19 protein-coding genes are annotated in these 22,228 nt (G+C 47.2%); 13 read left to right on the top strand and 6 right to left on the bottom strand.

Features of this window, described 5'->3' with window-relative positions; genetic code table 11:
* Positions 1-72: 72 nt before the first annotated feature.
* The 5 genes from CHH53_RS01755 to CHH53_RS01735 all read left to right on the top strand — a co-directional run bounded on the left by CHH53_RS01755 (position 73) and on the right by CHH53_RS01735 (position 7,633).
* Positions 73-2,145, top strand: a complete 2,073-nt coding sequence (locus tag CHH53_RS01755; protein ID WP_095214410.1) for a Na+/H+ antiporter — start codon at positions 73-75, stop codon at positions 2,143-2,145.
* 197 nt (positions 2,146-2,342) lie between these two features.
* Positions 2,343-3,527 (top strand): NupC/NupG family nucleoside CNT transporter, encoded by a 1,185-nt coding sequence (locus CHH53_RS01750; protein ID WP_095214409.1) that lies wholly within the window; start codon positions 2,343-2,345, stop codon positions 3,525-3,527.
* Between the two features lie 106 nt (positions 3,528-3,633).
* On the top strand, positions 3,634-4,488 hold the full coding sequence (locus tag CHH53_RS01745; protein ID WP_095214408.1) for a VOC family protein: 855 nt from the start codon (positions 3,634-3,636) through the stop codon (positions 4,486-4,488).
* Positions 4,489-4,573: 85 nt separating this feature from the next.
* Positions 4,574-5,752, top strand: coding sequence for a hypothetical protein (locus tag CHH53_RS01740; protein WP_095214407.1), 1,179 nt, complete (start codon positions 4,574-4,576; stop codon positions 5,750-5,752).
* 90 nt (positions 5,753-5,842) lie between these two features.
* Complete coding sequence (locus CHH53_RS01735; protein WP_095214406.1) at positions 5,843-7,633, top strand: solute:sodium symporter family transporter; 1,791 nt, start codon at positions 5,843-5,845, stop codon at positions 7,631-7,633.
* Positions 7,634-7,772: 139 nt separating this feature from the next.
* On the opposite strand, the gene CHH53_RS01730 is transcribed toward CHH53_RS01735, so the two are convergent.
* Together CHH53_RS01730 and CHH53_RS01725 are read right to left on the bottom strand one after the other, a co-directional pair.
* The gene (locus CHH53_RS01730; RefSeq protein WP_095214405.1) at positions 7,773-8,765 is read right to left on the bottom strand and encodes a glycosyltransferase family 2 protein; all 993 of its coding nucleotides are present in this window, start codon (positions 8,763-8,765) and stop codon (positions 7,773-7,775) included.
* The gene (locus tag CHH53_RS01725; protein ID WP_095214404.1) at positions 8,762-10,462 is read right to left on the bottom strand and encodes a DUF6044 family protein; all 1,701 of its coding nucleotides are present in this window, start codon (positions 10,460-10,462) and stop codon (positions 8,762-8,764) included. Before CHH53_RS01725 ends, CHH53_RS01730 begins: the two co-directional genes overlap by 4 nt.
* A 422-nt stretch (positions 10,463-10,884) precedes the next feature.
* On the opposite strand from CHH53_RS01725, the gene purT reads away from it, so the two are divergent.
* From purT to CHH53_RS01705, 3 genes are all read left to right on the top strand, one after another.
* Positions 10,885-12,057, top strand: a complete 1,173-nt coding sequence (gene purT, locus CHH53_RS01720) for a phosphoribosylglycinamide formyltransferase 2 (RefSeq protein ID WP_095214403.1) — start codon at positions 10,885-10,887, stop codon at positions 12,055-12,057.
* Complete coding sequence (locus CHH53_RS01715; RefSeq protein WP_095214402.1) at positions 12,044-12,385, top strand: avidin-fold protein; 342 nt, start codon at positions 12,044-12,046, stop codon at positions 12,383-12,385. Before purT ends, CHH53_RS01715 begins: the two co-directional genes overlap by 14 nt.
* A gap of 523 nt (positions 12,386-12,908) precedes the next feature.
* Positions 12,909-14,228 (top strand): MFS transporter, encoded by a 1,320-nt coding sequence (locus CHH53_RS01705; RefSeq protein ID WP_095214400.1) that lies wholly within the window; start codon positions 12,909-12,911, stop codon positions 14,226-14,228.
* Here CHH53_RS01705 and CHH53_RS01700 read toward each other — a convergent pair.
* A complete protein-coding gene (locus tag CHH53_RS01700; protein WP_095214399.1) occupies positions 14,225-14,578 on the bottom strand; it encodes a hypothetical protein in 354 nt (117 codons plus the stop codon). The genes CHH53_RS01705 and CHH53_RS01700 overlap by 4 nt on opposite strands.
* Positions 14,579-15,076: 498 nt before the next feature.
* On the opposite strand from CHH53_RS01700, the gene CHH53_RS01695 reads away from it, so the two are divergent.
* Positions 15,077-15,805: an AzlC family ABC transporter permease gene (locus CHH53_RS01695; RefSeq protein WP_233134760.1), complete on the top strand. Its 729-nt coding sequence runs from the start codon at positions 15,077-15,079 to the stop codon at positions 15,803-15,805.
* On the top strand, positions 15,802-16,125 hold the full coding sequence (locus tag CHH53_RS01690; RefSeq protein ID WP_095214398.1) for an AzlD domain-containing protein: 324 nt from the start codon (positions 15,802-15,804) through the stop codon (positions 16,123-16,125). Before CHH53_RS01695 ends, CHH53_RS01690 begins: the two co-directional genes overlap by 4 nt.
* A 43-nt stretch (positions 16,126-16,168) precedes the next feature.
* Here the strand turns inward: CHH53_RS01690 and garD are convergent, their stop codons facing one another.
* The 3 genes from garD to CHH53_RS01675 all read right to left on the bottom strand — a co-directional run bounded on the left by garD (position 16,169) and on the right by CHH53_RS01675 (position 19,524).
* Positions 16,169-17,701, bottom strand: coding sequence for a galactarate dehydratase (gene garD, locus CHH53_RS01685; RefSeq protein WP_095214397.1), 1,533 nt, complete (start codon positions 17,699-17,701; stop codon positions 16,169-16,171).
* 130 nt (positions 17,702-17,831) lie between these two features.
* A complete protein-coding gene (locus CHH53_RS01680; protein WP_095214396.1) occupies positions 17,832-19,190 on the bottom strand; it encodes an MFS transporter in 1,359 nt (452 codons plus the stop codon).
* Positions 19,183-19,524: a hypothetical protein gene (locus CHH53_RS01675; RefSeq protein WP_095214395.1), complete on the bottom strand. Its 342-nt coding sequence runs from the start codon at positions 19,522-19,524 to the stop codon at positions 19,183-19,185. The genes CHH53_RS01680 and CHH53_RS01675 overlap by 8 nt, the downstream gene beginning before the upstream one ends.
* Before the next feature lie 348 nt (positions 19,525-19,872).
* Between CHH53_RS01675 and CHH53_RS01670 the strand changes: the two genes are divergently transcribed.
* The 3 genes from CHH53_RS01670 to CHH53_RS01660 are packed head-to-tail and all read left to right on the top strand — an operon-like array spanning position 19,873 to position 22,138.
* Positions 19,873-20,694: an amino acid ABC transporter substrate-binding protein gene (locus CHH53_RS01670; RefSeq protein ID WP_095214394.1), complete on the top strand. Its 822-nt coding sequence runs from the start codon at positions 19,873-19,875 to the stop codon at positions 20,692-20,694.
* Entirely contained in the window at positions 20,681-21,379 is a 699-nt protein-coding gene (locus CHH53_RS01665; RefSeq protein ID WP_095214393.1) for an amino acid ABC transporter permease, read from the top strand. Before CHH53_RS01670 ends, CHH53_RS01665 begins: the two co-directional genes overlap by 14 nt.
* Before the next feature lie 12 nt (positions 21,380-21,391).
* Complete coding sequence (locus tag CHH53_RS01660; RefSeq protein ID WP_095214392.1) at positions 21,392-22,138, top strand: amino acid ABC transporter ATP-binding protein; 747 nt, start codon at positions 21,392-21,394, stop codon at positions 22,136-22,138.
* The last annotated feature ends 90 nt before the right edge of the window (positions 22,139-22,228 follow it).

Raw genomic sequence — 22,228 nt, 5'->3', positions numbered from 1 at the left:
CTTTTTAGGTTTGAAAAGGATCGAATCATGGTAAACTAGCTAATATTATAGAAGTTAGGCAGGGCAGGGAACATGAGTTTTTTCACAGTATTGTTCGTTTTATTGTTGGCGGTCATCCTTTCGACCGCAGTAAGTAAGATATTGCCTCTGCCGCTGGCTCTGATTCAGATTGTTCTGGGTTTGGCGGCGTCTTTACTTCCGCTTCACTTGTCCCTTGAATTCGAGCCGGAGTTATTCATGATCTGTGTTATCGCGCCGCTTCTGTTCAGTGAAGGGCAAAAAGCCTCGCGGAAAGAATTGTGGCAGCTGCGGACACCGATTATATTGCTGGCATTTGGACTTGTATTCCTTACAGTCGGAATCGGTGGTTATTTGATCCATTGGCTGATTCCATCCATGCCGCTTGCAGTGGCTTTTGCTCTGGCTGCAACGATTTCACCGACCGATAATGTAGCCGTAAAATCAATAACGCGTGGGTTGAAGCTGCCATCGAATGTAATGCCGATACTGGAAGGGGAGTCACTGCTGAATGATGCAGCTGGTATCGTATCGTTCAAGGTGGCACTTGCCGCTGCGCTGACCGGTGTCTTTTCAATCGGGGGAGCGACTGGTGAATTTCTGTTCGTCTCCATAGGCGGACTGGTCATTGGGGCGGTGGCTGGATATCTGATTGTCACCATCAGGCTGCAATTGATGAAATATGGATTCCAGGACGACTCCATGCTCATTGTCCTCCAGGTGATGACACCATTCTTCCTTTATGTCATTGCAGAAGAAGTGCATGTGTCGGGCATTCTGGCAGTGGTAGCCGCCAGTATCATTCATGGCATCGAGCGTGATCGTCTGCAGCAGACGACGACCAAGCTGCAAATCCTGTCCAATAATACATGGACAATCGTTGAATATGTATTGAATGGACTCGTTTTTGTCCTGTTAGGATTCTTGCTGCCTGAAGTATATCAGGGAATTCAGGATACGGATGAAATTGCCATGAGCCGTTTGCTTGGTGTCATCCTCATCGTTTTCCTTGCTTTATTCTGCATCCGTTTCCTATGGGTGTATAGTTTGTATAAACCTTTTACGACACCTCCGAAGAGCCGGATGGAGCGCTTTGCAATCGGGAACCAAGTTGTACCAAGGGAAGAGGAAAACGAAAATGCAGGACGCGGCTTTTATGCCCTCATCATGGCTACAAGCGGGATTCATGGCACGATAACATTGGCAACGGCTTTGTCCATACCTTTTTATCTCGATGATGGGTCGCTGTTCCCGATGCGGAATACTGTCTTGTTCGTGGCAACAGGAGTTATCCTGCTCAGTTTGATATTCGCAGCTGTTGCGCTGCCGATCATGATTCCGAAACCGGTGAAGGATGATGATGGACTGCTGCCTTTTAAGGAAGCATACCGTCTGATCCTGCAGCAGACGATCAACCAGCTGCAGGCGGAGGCAGTCAGGGAGACACAGCTATCTGTCAACTTGGTCATCCGGGACTTGGAAGAACAGCTTGTGGATTTGGAAAAAGGGATATTGCAGGATCCGAATAAGCAGACGATCGAATCCTTGATCACAGTCGGAAGGGAAGCAGAGCAGGGACGCATGGAGGACATGGCAGCGAAAAATGCCATTTCTGAAGAAGCTTATCAATTGTATCAGGTACTGATCACCCAGCCGGAGCAATACATTGTCAATACTACCTTCAGCAGGATGAAACGAGCATTTCAAATAGCCCGGATCCGCCGTAAGTTCCGTAAGCAATGGAAAGAGAACTGGGATCTGCATGCTGAGCAGCTTCTCAGGGGAAATCCGGATATCAGGAATGAATTGAAATATATGCGGATTTCCGGTGCCCAGGCAGCGATTGATGCTATCCGGGAGAAGACCGATTCCTCAAATCGGCATGAATCCTTGATTGTGACGCAGTTATACAATAAAAAGATCATTGGGCGATATCGTTCTTTCGAAATCGATGAAGCATTCCAGGAGCAGCTATATAAGTTCCGGATGCGTGCAATCCGGATGGAGCGGGATGCCATTCATGAATATGTGCAAGAAGAACGTATATCCATGGCGACAGCTGCTAAACTAAGAGAAGCTGTCACCTATGATGAAATGGTCGTTTTAAGCATGGATTCCTCGCACTGACAGGCAGTCTTGTCCATCCTGGACAAGACTGTAAAATTGGGCATGGTAGTTAGAATATTGCGAATAGATTTATTTTTTATATGGTTCTACGTATTGTTTAATTAATGTGGCATAATAGGACTCGTTGTGAAAAATATGTTTTACTTTGATGACTAACATCGTCGCAGTTTTGGCTATATATGCGAAAGGGGAACAACATGAGTTATATTATCGGCATCATTGGTTTATTCGTATTTCTGGGATTGGCTTGGATTGCCAGCTCCGATAGAAAAAAGATCAAGATTCGTCCGATCATCATCATGATCGTCTTGCAGCTCGTGCTTGGGTACATTTTATTGAGCACCGAAGTGGGTAATATTTTGGTGAAAGGAATTTCAGACGGTTTCAATCTTTTACTTAAATATGCCGCTGAGGGGATCACTTTCGTCTTTGGCGGGTTGGTGAATTTCGAAGGCTCTGTATTCTTCATGAATGTACTGCTGCCGATTGTATTCATTTCAGCTTTGATCGGTATCCTTCAATACTGGAAAATACTCCCGTTCATCATTAAATATATCGGTCTGGCACTGAGCAAGGTGAACGGTTTGGGTAAACTGGAATCCTATAATGCGGTTGCATCTGCGATTCTGGGCCAATCAGAAGTATTCATTTCCTTGAAGAAACAACTGGCATTGCTGCCGCGTCATCGTCTGTATACGCTATGCGCATCTGCAATGTCCACGGTTTCCATGTCCATTGTCGGATCGTATATGACAATGCTCGATCCGCGTTATGTAGTGACAGCACTTGTACTGAATTTGTTTGGCGGATTCATCATTGCTTCCATCATCAATCCTTACGATGTAGATCCGAAAGAAGATATGATCGAGGAAGAAAAAGGCGAGAAGCAGTCCTTCTTCGAAATGCTCGGGGAATATATCTTGGACGGTTTCAAAGTAGCCATTGTCGTTGCTGCGATGCTGATTGGTTTTGTTGCGCTGATTGCTATGATCAACGGTATCTTCTCCGGAATCTTTGGCATCAGCTTCCAAGACCTGCTTGGCTATATATTCTCTCCATTCGCATTCCTGATGGGTGTGCCTTGGACGGAAGCTGTTGATGCAGGAAGCATCATGGCTACAAAGATGGTATCCAATGAGTTCGTTGCGATGCAGACTCTATCTAGCGGAGATTTTGCTTTCAGTGAACGCGTTATTGCCATCGTATCTGTATTCCTTGTATCCTTTGCGAATTTCTCTTCCATCGGGATCATTGCCGGTGCGGTGAAAGGGTTGAACGAAAAACAAGGGAATGTTGTAGCGAAATTCGGTTTGAAGCTGCTTTATGGTGCTACGCTTGTCAGCTTCCTATCTGCAACGATTGTTGGTCTATTGATGCCATAAAACGAAAAGGACATCACGCATTGCGTGGTGTCCTTTTTTGTTACTTGACGTAAATAAATATCTTAAATATACTTGCTTACATAAAGTAAGTGTAGGGGGATCCTGTATGCATTATCAACAACCACCGCTGACTTATATTGGTCAAGTGAAACTCCGTGTAGCAGATCTAGCACAATCTGTTGCGTATTATACAAAAGTTATTGGTTTGAGAATCATAGAAGAGTGGCAAGGGAATGTATCGCTGGGAACGGAAGGCCGAGTCCTGCTTTATCTTGAGGAGGGAAAAGGGCTTAAAAGAAAACCGGATCGTCATGCTGGCTTATATCATTTTGCGCTGCTGCTGCCATCCAGGGCGGATTTAGCTGATCTTGTGAAATATTACGTGCTGAATCGAGTGCCATTCGGCGCATCCGATCATGGCGTCAGTGAAGCGATTTACCTGAATGATCCCGATGGCAATGGTATTGAAATATATGCAGACAAGCCGGACACGAGCTGGAAATGGCATGATGGAGAGATACAGATGACAACTGATCCGCTTGATGGAGATAGTTTATTGAAAGAAGCATCCGAGGAAGAATGGCATGGTCTTCCGGATGGTACCATCATAGGGCATATCCATTTATACATGCGCCATTTAGGTGAAGCAGCTGCTTTTTATAATAATGTACTCGGTTTCGAGACAGTCGTATCCGGATATCCTGGTGCCTTATTTGTATCTACGGGAAACTACCATCATCATATTGGGCTGAATACATGGCATGGATCCAATGCTCCTTCCATCAATCCGGATGAAGCTGGTATGGATTGGTTCAGTATCGTCTTTCCGGATGAAAAGAAACTCCTGGCAGCAGCAGCGAGGGCAGAGGCGGCCGGATTATCGGTTAAAAAAGATAAGAATCTATATACATTGATGGATCCGGTAGGGTCGACTGTGAGATTGGTCCTGCATGGACAGTGACAAAGAGGCATGACAGCAGCAGCTGTTGTGTCTCTTTTCATTTATATGACATAATGATAGAACTCAAGTGAAAAGGGGTTTATGGATGAAGGAATTGATACAGAAACTAAAGGGATTCATTCCTGCTGACGTGCAGTTTTCGGCAGAGGGCAGTTCTCTCCGTCTATTGACAGCCGAAGGGGAGCCTTGCGGAGTGGTGGATATAGATGGCAATGGCGGCCTTATCGGATTTGATTTACAGATGATGCTGCCAGCAGCAGCCGGGATCGATGCACGGAAGATTGCCGAACGATTTGCTGGTGTTTTTTATCCGGAAGCAGCTGATGCAATCCAAGAGGAACAAGCTGAAAATAGCGTAGTGATCCGACTTGCAGAAACGGATCCGATTCACCGCTTGCCGATACCCGGGGCGGGATTATCGGTAGAGGTGCACGATTCGGGATTCGTAACGGCAGCACAGCTTTATCGTATGCCGTATGAGTTGATCGGCGGTGAGGCAGTGATGGATGTTGAGGAAGCGAAAGGGAAATTGCTTGCTGAAGCACCGATCATGCTTGCGGCCGAAGGTGACGAGGCAGTTTATAAGCTGTCGGATCAGGTTATTGGTGTGCATGCAGACGGTACGATACTATATGCTGAATTTCCGCCGATGCTTTCGGATATCGAGATGGAAGCTGAACCGGGGGATTGGGCAAGTTTGATGGGTGTGACGGATGACTTCATCAATTATCATAACGGACATGGTGTACAGCTTTGGGCGGAGAAATCCATTGTGGATCAGCATCCAATCGAGGAAATACCAGACCAGGTTGCCGTCCGGAAGAATCAGGATATATTGTTTTACTCTGGGGCCACACCATGGAGCAGAGACAGGAAATGGACGGAGGAGGAGCTAAGGCAGCAGGCCGTCCGCTTTCTTGCAGCAGTCGCAGACCAGCCTTTGGAAGAGTGGAAACACGCAGGTGCACAGCTGGCCGCGGATACGGCAATCGAGGATGAGCTCGAGCCGGCATACATCTTCCTTTTTGCTTATACGAAGTCTGGTATTCCTGTTGAAGGAGTGGAAGCGAGCATCCATGTCGGTATCCATTCCGGACTGGTCAGGGAATGTATCATCGACAGAGTGCCGGTTGCTATTCAACACGGGGAACCAGTTTCTGATGGACAAGCAAAGGAGCGGATTGCCGATGTACTGGAGCTGCAATTAGCTTGGATCGCATTGCGGGAAGAAAATCGATATGAGCTGGTATACGTACGGAAATAAAAGGGAGATATAGGTTTCCGGCAGCTTGATAACGGTTACTTAATAGATATCTGACGAAAAATCAGGCTATCTTACTTAAAGGGTGATCGCATGTTCAGTATTGGTGAAATCTTTTTTATCTTGCTGTCTTGTGCCTTCTTCATGGCACTGGTTGCAGTCGTATCCTACTATATGACGAAAGGGAATGTCAGCACGGCTGATGAGTACTTCCTTGCCGGGCGCGGCTTGACGGGTGTATTCATTGCCGGGTCTTTGCTGCTGACGAACCTATCGGCCGAGCAGCTGATCGGACTGAACGGACAAAGCTTCACAAACAATATGTCCGGTATGGCATGGGAAGTGACAGCTGGTCTGGCAGCCATCGTCATGGCGATTTTCCTGCTGCCGAAGTTCCTCGGCATCGGGATTTCCACCATCCCGGAATTCCTGAGCAAACGGTATGATGAGACCGTGCGGCGATTGACCGTCATTTTGTTCCTGCTCGGGTATATGTGTGTGACAATCCCTTCCATGCTCTATTCGGGCGGTGTATCCGTCCTCCAATTATTCGATCTTCCGGAGCTTCTGAACATTTCATATACACAAGCATTGTGGCTGACGGTTTGGTTCGTCGGCATCATAGGTGCCATTTATGCGATATTTGGCGGACTGAGGGCGGTGGCGGTATCGGATACGCTGAACGGAATAGGCTTGGTCTTCATTGGCTTTCTTGTCCCGATACTTGGCTTTATCCTGCTTGGAAACGGAAATATGGTGGATGGGATGAAGCATATTGTGCAGAATAGCCCGGAGAAGCTGAATGCCATTGGAAGCAGTACAGACAATGTTCCGTTCTTCTCCATCTTTACGGGTATCCTGTTTGCCAATCTGTTTTATTGGGCGCTGAACCAATACGTCATCCAGCGTACTTTAGGGGCAAAGAATCTGGCGGAAGGACAAAAGGGTGTCCTTTACACAGGTTACCTGAAGCTCTTGGTTCCGATATTCATGCTGATACCTGGAATCATCGCATTCCATTTGTATGGCGATTCCATCCGGAATGGGGATTTGAGCTATCCGACTCTTGTCAGGGATGTATTGCCGGTATGGATGCTGGGCTTTTTCCTCGCTGTATTATTCGGGGCTGTTCTGAGCAGCTTTAACTCCATCCTGAATAGTGTCGCCACTTTACTGGTGCTGGATATCTACCAGCCTGTTTTCGATCCGGATGCTTCAGATGATAAATTGATCAAGGTCAGCAAGATCCTCGGGATCATCATTGCACTTGTTTCCTTCTTTGTGGCGCCATTTCTGATGTATGCACCGGATGGGTTATGGAATCTTATCAGGCAGTTTACAGGTTTCTTCAATATTCCGATTCTGGTCATTGTGCTGATGGGTATGATTTTCAAGCGTGTTCCTTCTTCGGCGGCTAAAGTGGTGATCATCTTCCATGTCGTTGCTTATTATATGATGGTATGGGGATTCCGGCAGATATTTGACTGGGATCCGGGCATCAATTATATCCATGTGTATGGAATCCTGTTGGCGATCGAGGTTGTGTTTATGCTCATCATGGCCAAAGTAAAGCCGCTGGAATCAATCAAACCTATATTCTATGCGGAGAATGGGGAGGATCATCTTGTCCCGTGGAAGCATGCCATACCTGTATCGATCACATTGATTTTTTCCATTGTCATCTTTTATGTCGTCTTCTCCCCGATAGGATTAGCTTACGAGAGTGCAGCTGTATCGAAGTGGTTCTGGCCGGTGATTGCAATACTTGTCGCGGCAAACATCGTACTTTATTTCATTTCCATAAAAGTATGGCATAAAAAATATAGCAAGTATGTGGAAAAACAGACGGAGAGCGCTCGTAAAACGCGCCTCAGCGGAGATTGATGAAAGCAAAAAAGCCACTCGGAAGAGTGGCTTTTTCATTGCTACTGAGCACACAGCAGCAAACAAAACAGAAATATTTTGGGGGTATCCTGTTTGTAAGATATTCTAACAGAAAAGTCGCTGGTATGCAAAATTTTTGTTAAGTTTTCGTTAAGTTATGGCTGTCTCGTTTGCGCATTTGTCCTAGGATGCTATCGATCGTATATAAAGGACGCTTCTTTACTTCAGCAAAAATCGTACCAATATATTCACCGATGATACCGATTGCCATGAGCTGCAATCCCCCGAGCAGCCAAATGGAGATGATCAGGGAAGTCCAGCCCGCATCCGGATTGCCGAATACTTTTTGTATGGCTGCATACCCTGCGGCCATTATGCTGACAAGGAAAAGGAGGAAGCCGACTGCCACAATGAGACGGATAGGAGCGACACTGAATGAAGTGATGCCTTCAAAGGCGAAATTGAGCATTTTCCTCAATGGATATTTCGTTTCTCCGGCAAGCCGGGGCTTTCTCTCATACGTCACGATATCGGAGCGAAACCCGATTTGCGGAATGATTCCCCTGAGGAATATCTTTGATTCGCTGTAACGACTTAATTCTGTAAGGGCCCGTCTGTTGAGCAGCCGATAATCGGCATGATTGGATATCAGCCGGATTCCGAGCATTTCCATCACCCGATAGAAGATTGCAGCGGTATTTCGCTTGAAACCGGTATCGGATGTACGATCATTCCGTACGCCATAAACGATTTCATAGCCTTCGAGGTAGCGGAGCACGAAAGTCCTTATCACCGATATGTCGTCCTGTAAATCAGCATCCAATGTAATGACACAATCGGAGTAATCCTTCGCATGCAGCATGCCAGCAAGCAGGGCTCGCTGATGGCCTGCATTAGCGGCCAATTTGATACCCGTGACAAGCTGATTGGCCAGATGCTCTATCTTGATCAGCTGCCAAGTGTCATCCTTGCTGCCATCATCGACGAACAAAATCGTGCTTGCAGGTGAGATAAGCTGCTCCTGCATCAACGCTGCCAAGGTGGAGGTAAGCTTGGAGCATGTGTCTGTCAGGATTTGTTCTTCGTTATAACAGGGAATGACCAATGTCAGTACAGGTAATGAAGCAGTCATTTGCTCTCTCCTTCCGTACGTACTCGATATAGATGGACAATCCAAGCGGAATCGGGATGATCGAAGCTCCGTTCGTATTGCAGATCATTGGCATCCGCATTGTCGATCAAGACCGATGAGAGCACATAAGATGCGCCTAAATGCCGTAACGCTTCTGCATTCAAATCGAGATCCTTGATTGTGCGATCGGTGTCTTTACGGAAATCATAATGCTTTCCGAGCTCGGCCGAGAAAATGTATAATCGGCTCCCCCACTCATCGAAATAGCGTTTCAGATCCTTGCTTTTTGCCAATTCATCTTCAATGACCTCACGGAAACGGTGCTTGTAGCTCAATGGGATGATGTTGTTGTATGTATCGACAGTGTAAAAACCGTTGTATTGAGCGATGGCGGGATGCAAGCCGATGCTGGCCACCTTATAAGTATGTTGGGGCATCCCGATATACTCGCGGATTTCGCTGAATTGTTCCACAGCATAAAAAGCCCCGACGGAAGGTGTATCCTTATAAAGGCCATACACGATTTCTTCATTGGATAATGCCAATACGATAAGCTGCAAGCATAGGCAAATATAAACAAAAACGCGTATACCCCGCTTACCAAGCTGCCAAAGCAGATAACAAGCCAACCCGAAGCTTGCATAGATGACAAGCGGCCGCAGGAAGTGGAAGCGGGCAAAGTTGAATGCAGAAAGCAAATCGATATGCTCCTTTGGTATTTTCCAAATTTTGTTGAACCAGAGGGCATACCAAAATGATAGGAGTAAATTCAATCCCGTCAGGACGAGATAGATGTTCATGGGCCTTGTCCGTCGCCTGCTAAAGAGAACAGTAAGCAAAGCAATCGCCAGCACCGGCAAAATGATGACGGTGTGGAGGGTCATCACATGATTATGTCCCAGCACGAAGTTTTTCCAGAACAAGCGGAGTGTCTGGTCGAATTCCTGTCTGGAGGACACGAATTCAACCCGATGCATGGTTTCTGAGCCAGCTATCATGGTATAGACGAGCCGGTAATCCGCTGCCAGGAATAAAGCTGTCATCCAGATGATGCTTCCCAAGAAACGCAGATTGAGCCTGCGATAACGAATCAGATCAATCAGCCAAATGATTCCCATGAGCGCAAGGAAAAAAAAGAATCCCAAAACGAAACTGGCGTATAGCGGCAATAAAGAAATCGCAATCCAATGCTTCCAGCTCGCTTTATTTGCGCGTATGGATAGGAAAGCCCATAGCGCCAAGGGATGCCCCATCGTGCTGAGCATCCCGGATGGCCAAAATGGTGTAAGGGCGAATGCGAGGGAAACAAGAGCCGCAATCCAATGTGCTTTGATGTTGCGGATGACATGTGTGCGAAGCAGCAAATACATCCCGGCAAATGCAATCAGCCGGGTGAGCAGCTGACTGATTGCATAAGCGGTCATCGTCGGAAACCAGGCATGGAGCCAAACGATCAGCGTCCATTCCGTTCCCAGTGCATCCCGGGGCAGGCCGCCTATGATTTGGGGGATGACTGCATGGACTCCGCCAAATATTTGTCCGCTTTCAGCGAGTACTTTATACCAAGCGAGGTTGGAGTCGAGATTATCATGCACTCGGATATGGGCGTCGTTTCCAAGAAGGAATAGGGGAGAGGCGAATATCAGTATAGCTGCCACGCAAAGCATGATGGCTTTTTTGTTTGCATATGTCCGCATTATTCCCACATCCTCCCACAGTAATGGTGTTAGTATGCAGCATCGGACAAAGCTCTATTCAAAATACCCGGGATGCCGAGCATCCGCAGGTTATAGGATGATTCAAAATCCGCTTGGAGGAGAGAGGATCTTGTACTTAGTCAGGCCAAAGTCTGCGAAACTCTTGCAGCTGTTTTTCGACAGGTGACTAAAACAGGGCGATGGACGTTTGATCATTATGCTGAATGAACGTTTGATCAATCATGAAGCACTCGACTGTCCGGATGCCAAGAAACCCGGTGTTTGCCTGGTTAGGGCAGTTTTTTTATTTGTGGCTAAAGTAAGGATTACCTTGATTGGACAGGCATGGTAACATAAGTTTATTAAATAAATTCGAATCATGACGCAAAACATTTACTGACTGCAACCTAGGAGGCGATTGTATGTTTCAAACGAAAAAACTGCTGCTGCTCGGATCTGGAGAACTGGGGAAAGAGGTCATAATCGAAGCGCAGCGGCTTGGTGTGGAGACGATCGCAGTAGATCGGTATGACAATGCTCCGGCAATGGCTGTGGCCGATCGCAGCTATGTCATCGATATGCTTGATCAGGAAAAGCTCAGACAGATTGTGGAATGGGAGAAACCGGATTTTCTTGTTCCGGAGATTGAAGCAATTGCTACAGATGCATTGATTGAATTGGAGAAGGAAGGCTATCTCGTCGTACCGACTGCAAAAGCGGCACAGCTGACGATGGATCGTGAAGGCATCCGCCGTTTTGCTGCAGAAACATTGGATATTCCGACTGCAGGCTATCGTTTTGCGGATACATATGAGGCATTTCGGGACGCGGTGGAGGAAATTGGCTTTCCGTGTGTCATCAAACCATTGATGAGTTCATCAGGAAAAGGACAAAGTGTCTGCCGAAGTCAGGAGGATATGGAGAGGAGCTGGCAGCTGGCGATGGAAGGCGGAAGGGTTCAGAAACCGCGTGTCATCGTCGAGGAATTCATTCGGTTCGATGCGGAAATCACATTGCTGACCGTCCGCGCGATAAATGGTACTTTCTTCTGCGAGCCAATTGGGCATGAACAGGAAAATGGCGATTATATCGCGTCATGGCAGCCGCATCAGCTGACAGCATCACAGCTGGAACAAGCGCAGGAAATAGCAGAGCGTATTACAACAGGATTGGGCGGCTACGGTTTATTCGGAGTCGAGCTCTTCCTTGCCGGGGATCAAGTATATTTCAGTGAAGTATCGCCGCGCCCGCATGACACCGGCATGGTGACGATGGTGACACAGCAGCTGTCACAATTCGCCTTGCATGTACGAGCGATACTCGGGCTGCCGATTACAGAAATCAAACTTGTGCAGCCCGGTGCGACCAGTCCATTAAAGGCTGATGCAGCTTACGACTCTTATCATATTTCAGGTATGCGGGAAGCGCTGCAGGAGCCGCAAACGCAGATTCGTGTCTTCCGTAAACCAGTGACGACAGCAGGGCGCAGAGTTGCTGTTGCCTTATCTGCTGCCGATACGGTGAATGAGGCGAGACAGCGTGCGGAACAGGCAAGGAAACGTCTTAAAGTGGAGGGGCAGGATGAATTATCATAACCTGACTTTTCGGGCGGTCACGAATACAGACAATGGTGAAACCACCAGTGATACCATCTTCCATTATCGGCAGGAAGGGAAGATTCTCACCGCAGAATATGCCGGCGGTGCCATTCTGGAAGGAAGGCTGATCGGTTTGGTCGAAGCAGATGGCAAGCTCCGTTTCCGTTATCATCACATCAATGATCATCAGGAGCTGCGGAGCGGGCAATGCGTTTCCGTTCCGGAAATATTGGCAGACGGCCGGATACGGCTGCATGAGCAGTGGCAATGGATGTTCGATGATGATTCCGCTGGACAGTCCATTGTGGAACAGGTGAGGGAGTAGAAGATTTGCATTTCCTGGAGATATTAACTGAGCTGGTGGTGATTCGTATTAAAAGCAACCAAGGAAACGAGTGATGTTCGGATGAAAAACACTTCGATTTTCCTGCTTGGCATCATGCAGTTCGGATAGTGCATCCAAATAGGAATCTGCTGCAAAAGAGGCAAAGGAAGACGGGGAGGGGACGGTGGATATTAGTGCGATATAGGAAGTCAGCACAGAAGCGCCGCTGTCGATGCTTAAAGAACAGAATGGAAGACACGGAAACAATTGTACTGTTTCTGTGTCTTTTTTTGATGTTTCTCAGAGTGCGGCTGCATTCCACATGAAAATAGCGTCCAGCATTATTCTTGATAGGAAGCGGGAATTGATGAACCAGCACCATAATGATTGGTTTTACGTTAATAGATGGCAATCACTTTGTGAGTGGGTAAAATTTCGATGGGTAAATGCACTGTAATTTTTTTGTAAATAACCGTGCAGGTAAAGCGGCATAAGGTATAGTGGAAGAAAAAGGAGGTTTCCCATGGAAAGCAAACGCTTGAAGCAGATTTCCAATCAAAGCAGTGGATTCGGCTTTCTCTTTTCCCTGCCGATTTTGTCATGGGCGTTATATGACTTTGCCAATACGATATTTTCTTCCAATATCACAACTGTCTTTTTTCCATTCTATGTAACGGATACAATCGGTACTACGGCGGAATTGGAACAGCTCGGAAATGCGCTGATATCCTATGCAAATGCGCTGGCCAGCTTCTTTCTCGTCATCTTCTCGCCGTTATTCGGGGTCTGGATCGATCAGACGGGCTATAAGCAGCGTTATGTCATCCGATTCGCTGCCATCTCCATTTTGTGTACGGTTTTAATGGGGCTGTTTGCGGGATGGGATTCAGATGGGATACTATGGGGGCTTCCAGTACCTTTTGTAGCGACTGTCCTGATGTTTGTACTGGCAAAATTTTTCTATAATAGCAGTCTCATATTCTATGATGCGAAAATCAGTGACTTGGTGCCGAGGGATCGTCTGTCGATATTATCGGGGTTCGGCGTGGCTGTGGGCTATATGGGCACTCTGGCCGGTTTGATGGTTTACTTCTTGCTCGATGACGGCTATGAATATGTTTTTTTGGCAACGGCGGCTCTCTATCTGGTATTTACACTTCCGCTGCTATTTTTCTTAAGGGAAGAACGCTCGATGCAGAAGAAATCCGGGAATGGCCTGCTATCAGGATATAAAGAAATCATCGCTACCATCAGGGAGATCCGGAAACATCGGTCGATATTCCGATTCATGATTGGTTATTTCTTCGTCAACGATGCAATCGCAACCACCATTGCTGTCATGAGTGTCTATGCCGTCACAGTAGTAGGATTCAGTTCCGGGCAGTTCATCATCCTCTATCTTGTTTCCACGGTCACGGCAATCATCGGGTCTTTCTGCTTTGGTCAGATAGCCAATAAAATCGGGGCACATCGATCATTTTCCTTGGTTGCGGTAATCATGGTGATTGCTTTGACCATCGGGGTATTGGCTGCTGCCCAATGGATGTTCTGGATAGCCGGCAGTCTTTTCGGAATTGCCCTTGGGTCGATCTGGGTCACATCGCGGATTTTGATTGTGGATTTATCCCCAACTGAAAAGCAGGGGCAGTTCTTTGGGCTGTTTGCGTTCTCTGGAAAGGTGTCATCCATCATTGGTCCGATGATTTATGGGAGTATAACGCTTGCGTTGAAAGATTTTGGGGATTTGGCTAGCAGAGCTGCCTTGACCTCGCTCATTTTGCTGACAATCATCGGTCTGCTCGTACATATCGCGAAGACGCCGGATAGGATGGCAGTGCGTTAATGCGCCTGCCATTCATCCAGTGAATCTACGAAGGTGCCGGAGAAGTGCACACTTCTTGCGATATTGAAAAGCTGTACTTTCGCTAAAATGGAAATAGGATTGATGATGACGATGTTACGGAAACCAAGTTCATCATATAACTTAAAAGCATCAGCTATTCGATAGACCAGATCCTGCTTTATCACATTCAAATGGATGAGATCAACGATGAGATCATATTCCGAGGCCTGGATCGACCCGAATGTTTCATAAAGAGTCTCCATGAATGCTGTGGATTCCTTATTCTTAAAGAACCCTTCCGCTGTGATGCGAAGCACCTTCTCTTTGTCATCAACTTCAAATTTGTACATACTGAATTACTCCCCAAACTTCATTCCTTAACGGGCTTAAGCGTACTAGCTTTGCCGAATTATGTCAATTAACCATTTCACTTCTTTACACTTGTAAGGGTTCCATTTTATTGGAATTTATAAGTGTATATTGCACTAGTGTTTTCCCTCTCCTAAAGCAAAGCCCGCTGTCATGCAATTCTTTAAATCGAGCATTCTGGTTCTATTTTCTTGTTTACCCAGATTATGGGTTAGTCGTTCATGGATATAAAGTTCTTTTATAGCCCATGAACAAAGGATAACCTTCTATATTAAGGTTTTTATTACAATATAAACCAGATTTAGTCTGAGCAATTTGTCCGTTCACCTTCCGGATGTTCTGCTGAGCCTGGTTTGTGATTTCTGCTGCTTATGAGCCATGCATACAGACCTATCGATATAGTTTCATTCCATTACCTCCTTCTCTTCCCGGTATTTGATATACTAGCTAACAATAGAAGCGATTTGGGAGGAAGAGGAATGGCAGATGTGAGCGTATCGATGGAGGCGGAGGAAAAGAGGGATATGACTTTCAGGCAGGGCGTAAAGGATTGCATTCCAACCTTGCTTGGTTATATCAGCATCGGGATTGCTGCCGGCGTGGTCGGTGTTGCGGCCGGAATCAGTGCATTGGAGGTCGTGCTTTTGGCGTTACTGGTATATGCTGGATCAGCACAGTTTATTTTTGCAGCCTTGGTGCTGGATGGGAGTCCGGCAGCTGCAATCATATTGACGACCTTCATTGTGAATCTCCGTCATTTCTTGATGAGTGCGACACTTGCACCGCATTTTACACAGTATTCTGTCTGGCGGAACATCGGAATCGGCATTCTGCTGACAGATGAAACCTTTGGGGTTGCTTCTGGCAGACTTCAGCTAAAGCAGCGGATGAGTGCAAGCTGGATGAACGGACTTAACATCACTGCTTATTTATGCTGGATTGTCTCTTGTGCTGCTGGTGCACTATTTGGGAACTGGCTGTCGGATCCAGAGGCATTCGGGCTGGATTTTGCCCTGACAGCTATGTTCATTGCGCTGCTTGTGCTGCAGCTCGATGCCATTGAATCGGCAAAATTAAAGCATTATCTGCGGCTGATGGGGTGCATTGTCCTCTTGATGGCAGGCTTTTCATTCTTTGTCAGTTCCCATATGGCCGTGCTGCTTGCTACAATCATAGGAGCAACGATTGGAGTGGTGACAGAGAAATGACCACTTCTTTATCTATGCTGCTGCTGATAGCTGCTTGCGCGGCAGTGACAATAGTGCCTCGGGTCCTGCCATTTTTAATAATACGGAATTTGAAATTACCAGTCGTCGTCATGAAATGGCTATCTTATATACCTATATGCATCCTGACTGCGCTTGTCGTCTCTAGTGTGCTGGGGGAGGGCGGGGCGGCATCCTTTGATTGGCAGGCCATCGTGATCATCATTCCAACAGTCTTATTTGCACTTTGGACAAAGAGTCTGTTGTTTACAGTCATAGTTGGCGTTGTGCTGATGGCTGCCTTGCGTTTATTGATCGGATGACAAGAAAGAAATCCCGATGCAGTCTGCATCGGGATTATTGTTTTTAGGTGACAGGTGCGGGATTGAAGAGGGCAAGATCATTATGGGTGCCCCAATGATCGGCCCAGGTCTTTTTTCTGCCGCTTGCTGCATCCAATATGAAATGGAATATCTCCCAGCCAACCTCTTCCAATGTTGCTTCTCCGGTAGCGATCGTTCCGGCATTGATATCGATTAAATCCTTCCATTGCTCCTGCAGGGCGGTGCGGGTCGATATCTTGACAACTGGAGCCATTGCCAGACTGTATGGGGTTCCGCGTCCGGTTGTGAACAGCTGCAGATGAATACCGGAAGCAAGCTGCAGTGTACCGCAGACAAAGTCACTGGCAGGTGTGGCGGCAAATAGCAGGCCTTTTGTCCCGGCTCGTTCTCCTGGAGCAAGGACATCCATGATGGTGCTTTGCCCTGACTTGGCAACAGAGCCCAACGCTTTTTCCACTACATTGGATAAGCCGCCTTTTTTGTTCCCGGGTGATGGATTGGCACTGCGGTCAGCCTGACCGGAAGCTAAATAGCGATCATACCAATCCATTTCCCGTACCAGCTTTTCAGCGACTTCCTTGCTGGCGGCGCGCGGTGTCAGCAAATGGATGGCATCACGGACTTCCGTCACCTCGGAAAACATCACGGTTGCACCAGCACGGACAAGCAAATCGGATGCGTAACCTACGGCAGGGTTTGCGGTAACGCCGGAAAATGCATCGCTTCCGCCGCATTGCGTACCAATGACAAGTTCGGAGACTGGGCAGGTTTCTCGTTTCCGGCTGTTCAGCTTGGCAAGTTTTACTTCCGCTTTTTCGATGATTTTATTTACCATTGCATGAAATCCCTGCTGATCCTGGAGCATGATGATATCACTGTCGTCACCGCTTGGATTCACACGTGAGGGAATGAGTTTTTCGCAGCCAAGACCGATGACCAGCGTTTCCCCGCCAAAGTTGGGATGGCGGGCTAAATTTTGGACGGTGCGAATGGGGATGACAGCTTCCGGCGCTTGAATGGCGATTCCGCAGCCGTAGGTATGATGAAGCCCGATGATGTCATCTACATTTGGATAGTTTGGCAGGATTTCCTGTTTCAGCTTTTTGACTGCATGATCCATTACACCGACGACACATTGGACACTGGTGATGATTCCGAGTATGTTTTTGGTACCGACTGAACCATCCGGATTGCGGAAGCCTTCGAATGTATAACCTTCCAATGGCTCCATGGGGGCAGTGGGTTCCGGGGACAGAGAGAGATCGTCAAGCGGAGGAGGAGTCGGCATGAGCAAATGACGCTCCTGGACCCAGCTTCCGGCAGCGATGTCGGTCGTGGCATGGCCGATGACCTCCCCATAACGGATAATGGGTTCTCCGGTCTTGATGGACCGAAGGGAAATTTTGTGACCTTGAGGGATACGTTCTAGCGTGATAATTTCATCATCGTCCAGGATAGTGCCGGCAGCAAGGCCGCCATCGGTGACAGCGATGGCGACATTGTCCTGCGCATGTACTTTGACAAAATAGGGGTTTGTCGCAGCTTTTGATTTCAATGCATATTCCTCCTTTTGTAAACGATTTCATAAAAGGGCATTAAAAAAGAATGGGGCTAATTGTTATTTTGTTTAATTGTATGACTAATAGAAGCGGATGTCAATATCAGCTGGAAAAAGCAACGGAATATCATACCGCTGCTTTTTCCAGCTGCCTTGAATAAATGGCTGTAAGCAAGAAAGCCAAGCCGGTGATGGAGAGTACAATCATTAATCTCCGGAAGCCGGGGAGGGAAAGGTCAGCACCAAAGACAATTGCCAAGACAACGGAAGAAAGAATGGAACCCAGGTATCTGCATGTCTGAAAGAGACCTGAGCTTGTCCCGACGATATTTTCGGGAGAGGCATTCAGCATGGAAGCTTGCAAGGTTACATTTCCGATACCGTAGCTGATACCCAGAAAAATGAGGATGACCCCGATATTTCCGAGTGTGAGCCGTTCTGATAAAACTGCCATACCAGCTGTACCGCCGATCATAAGCACAGCCCCGGCTATCGTAGGGATACTGGTACCGGAGCGGTCGATCCAGCGTCCCATCATGAAGGATATCAATGTACTTGCACCCGAAAGGAAAATCATCATCAGTCCGCTTGTTTTCAAGCTGTAGTGCAAGGCGTCCTGAAAAAAGCTCGGCAGCCCGAAAAAGAGACTGTAGTTAAAGACATTCAATAGGATGAACTGGATGTAGACAAGGGTCAGCCTTCTGTTGCTCTGCAAAAGTCGTACATCGATAAAAGGATGATCTGCATGCAGTTCGCGATAAATGAAAGCTGCCAAAAAGAGGACCCCCGTACCTAGCGGGATATAATGGATACCGTGCTCGAAAGACAAAAGGAAATACAATAGAAAGCTCATGCCAAGAGCAAACAAGATGATGCCGATGCTATCGAGCTGCTTCCAAAATTCGCGCAAGGTATAATGATTGGTTTTTGGATCTTTCGGGACTGCGGACCATGTCAGTAAAAAACTTAGCAGAATGAACGGTGCATTTACGGTAAAAATCGCCGGCCATCCTGCAAAGTCAATCAAAAATCCCCCTGCAGTCGGGCCGAAAGCAGACATGGAGGAAGTGAAAATCGACAGGATGGCAAGTGCCGATGCTTGTTTTTCGTGAATATGCGTCCGCACAAGTGCCATTCCGGCAGGGTAAATGGAACTGCTGCCGATGGCCTGAAAGAGCCTCATTCCCAATAAAATCAAAAACGTGCCTGCAAACGGGGCTCCGATTGCGGATACAGCCACTAGAAGCAGACCGGCCAACAGCATCTTGCGCCGCCCGATCAAATCCCCGACCTTACCTGCAATCGGTACGACGATGGCGCTGGCTAGATAGTAGGTGGAGATAAGCCAGGAAACGGTAGCGAAGGTCAGCGAAAATTCATGCTGGATGGCATGGAGAGCCAATGAAATCATGGAAGAGTTCAACGGGTTCAGCATCGTTCCTGTTGCAATGGCTGTCAGGAATAGACCACGCTGTTTTTTATTCATGCATGTTCACCATACCGAGGGAATCTTTTGTGATGCGGATTCTGTGTTTCAAGGTCGGTCTTGCAGGCAGTCTCATCCGGCATCGTGTCCGTGATGACAAGCTGATCATATCCCCAGCGGCAAGAAGCAGTGCTTTCCTGCTATGATCCTCCGCGGCAATCTGTTTTATGCCAATGAAAGCTCCCACATTCCGCTGCGCCCCCGCAAAATCCGGCTTTCCAGCTTGCAGGCGCTCATCGAGTGCAGACCAAGCTGCAGATCCTTCGCCCGGGAAAGTGACGATCCCTTTCTGTAAATCGATCGGCACCAATATCGTGTTATTAAAATTGCGCATGATTGTTACCTCCAAATTTCTCTCTGTTGTTAATGTGACCATTCCGGTGATTCTTACACATCCCTAATAGGATTCACTTATCCGCTTTATGGGTAAGGTTATAGTGCCTCTTCATTGAATGTGGTGGAATATTTTGCTTCAATAGATAATTGAGCATGCTGAAGGAAGGATACGGCGGCACTGTCCAGTGGCTTGTATCACTTTGAATGACTCGCTGCATTTACGTTTATACTAAGCGATGCCATGTCATTTAATCCTGATTAGTTCACTCAGACTTTTTTCTTTACTTTTGCTGATGTTGGACGTACACTGTTGAAGTTAAAAATTATAGAAAAGTGGGTTTGGTACATGAAGAAAGCACTATTAGGTCTACTATTTATGTCAATATTTGCAATTCTCGCCGCCTGCGGCAACGGAGATGATTCCGCGTCCGATTCAGGTGATAATGGCGGTAATTCCGATCTTTGGCAAGAAGTTCAGGATAAAGGTGTAATTACTGTAGGAACGGAAGGAACTTATGCTCCGTTCACTTTCCATGACGATAATGGGGAGCTTACAGGCTATGATGTAGATGTGATGGAGGAAGTCGGCAAGCATCTGGGCCTTGAAGTGAAATTTGAAGAAACACAGTGGGATTCCATGTTCTCTGGTTTGAACAGCGCGCGTTTCGATGTTATCGCGAACCAAGTGGGTAAAGGGCAGAACGACGAACGTGTCGGACAATATGACTTCTCCGATCCTTATACAAAATCCCAGTCGGTTGTCGTGACAGCTGCGGATAATAACGAAATAAAATCAATCGAGGATGTGGAAGGCAAGACATCCGCACAGTCTTTGACAAGTAACTATAATGCACTTGCCGAAGAAGCAGGAGCGAAAATCGAAGGTGTCGAAGGGCTGGCGCAATCCATTCAGCTGATTGAACAAGGCCGTGTCGATCTTACTTTCAATGACAAACTTGCTGTCCTTGATTATTTGAATAATACCGATGAGGATGCACCAGTGAAAATTGCTTTCGAGACTGGCGAGCCATCCGAGACATACTTCACTTTCCGCAAAGATAGCGGGGAGATCGTGGACCAGTTCAACAAAGCACTTGATGAGATGCGTGAAGATGGTACATTAGCTGAAATCTCAACGAAATGGTTTGGCGAAGATGTTAACAAGTAATATGGTATTCGGCGGGATTGTCATCCCTTGGGAGCTGTTGCAGCAGTCATTCTGGCCGATACTGATCGAGGGGATCAAAGTCACGATCCCCTTGACTCTTATTTCATTCTTTTTTGGTATCATCATCGCACTCATCACGGCACTGGTAAGGATTTCGAAGATCAAGCCATTGCGGTGGATTTTCTCTGTTTACGTATCTGCCATCCGAGGCACACCGCTGCTCGTTCAGTTATTCATCATTTTCTACTTGCTGCCGGAATTGAATATTATGATCGATCCGTATCCGACAGCTATCATAGCCTTTTCCTTGAATGTAGGGGCATATGCATCGGAAATCATCCGGGCATCCATCCTCTCGGTTCCAAAAGGACAATGGGAGGCGGGCTTTACGATTGGGATGACATATCGGAAAACGCTGTTTCGTGTCATTCTTCCGCAGGCATTGCGAGTATCCGTGCCGCCTTTATCCAATAGCTTCATCAGCTTGGTGAAGGAAACATCGCTGGCATCCCAGATTCTCGTAACCGAGCTGTTTCGCAAATCACAGCAAATCGGTGCCACCAACCTGGATCAGATTGTCTATATTTATATCCTGGCTGCCTTCATTTATTGGATCATCTGTTTCGTCCTGTCGCTGGTCCAGCATCAGCTTGAGCGCAGATTAGACCGTTACACAGCAAGGTAAGGAGGGATAGCAATGCTAGCAGTAAAAGGTTTAAAGAAAACTTTCGGTACAAATACAGTGTTGAAATCCATCGATTTGCAAGTGGATAAAGGCAAGGTGATTGCGATCCTCGGACCATCGGGTTCCGGGAAGACAACGCTATTGCGCTGTTTGAATGCACTGGAGATTCCGGATGAAGGAATCGTCGGCTTCGAGGACCATCAAGTGGATTTCAGCCAGAAGGTCAAACAGCAGGAATTGATCAAACTGCGCCGCAAATCAGGCATGGTATTTCAATCTTATAATCTATTCCCGCATCGTACGGTGCTGGAAAATGTCATGGAAGGACCTGTTCAGGTCCAAAAACGAGACAAACAGACTGTACGGAACGAAGCCATCGAATTGCTTGATAAAGTAGGACTAAAGGATAAAAAAGATCTGTATCCGTACCAGCTTTCGGGCGGACAGCAGCAGCGGGTGGGGATTGCCAGGGCGCTTGCAATCAAACCGGAGCTCATGCTGTTCGATGAACCAACTTCCGCGCTCGATCCGGAACTGATCGGGGAAGTGCTCCGAGTCATGCGCGATTTGGCCAATGAAGGCTGGACGATGGTGGTCGTCACGCATGAGATCAAATTCGCCCAGGAAATCGCCGATGAAATCATCTTTATCGATGGCGGCGTCATTGTCGAAAAAGGATCGCCGGCAGAAGTGCTTTCGAACCCAAAAGAAGATCGTACACAGCGCTTCCTGCACCGGATATTGAATCCGACAGAGTAAAGAGGCTGGGACAATAACTAATTTTCCAGTGCTTAAAACCGAATCTTATTCTTGAGCCCTGCTTCGGCAGGACACTCCGCTTTCCACGGG

It is taken from the genome of Terribacillus sp. 7520-G (genome assembly GCF_002271665.1).
Taxonomy (GTDB): Bacteria; Bacillota; Bacilli; order Bacillales; family Amphibacillaceae; genus Terribacillus.
This window is presented reverse-complemented; position numbering and strand designations above follow the sequence as displayed.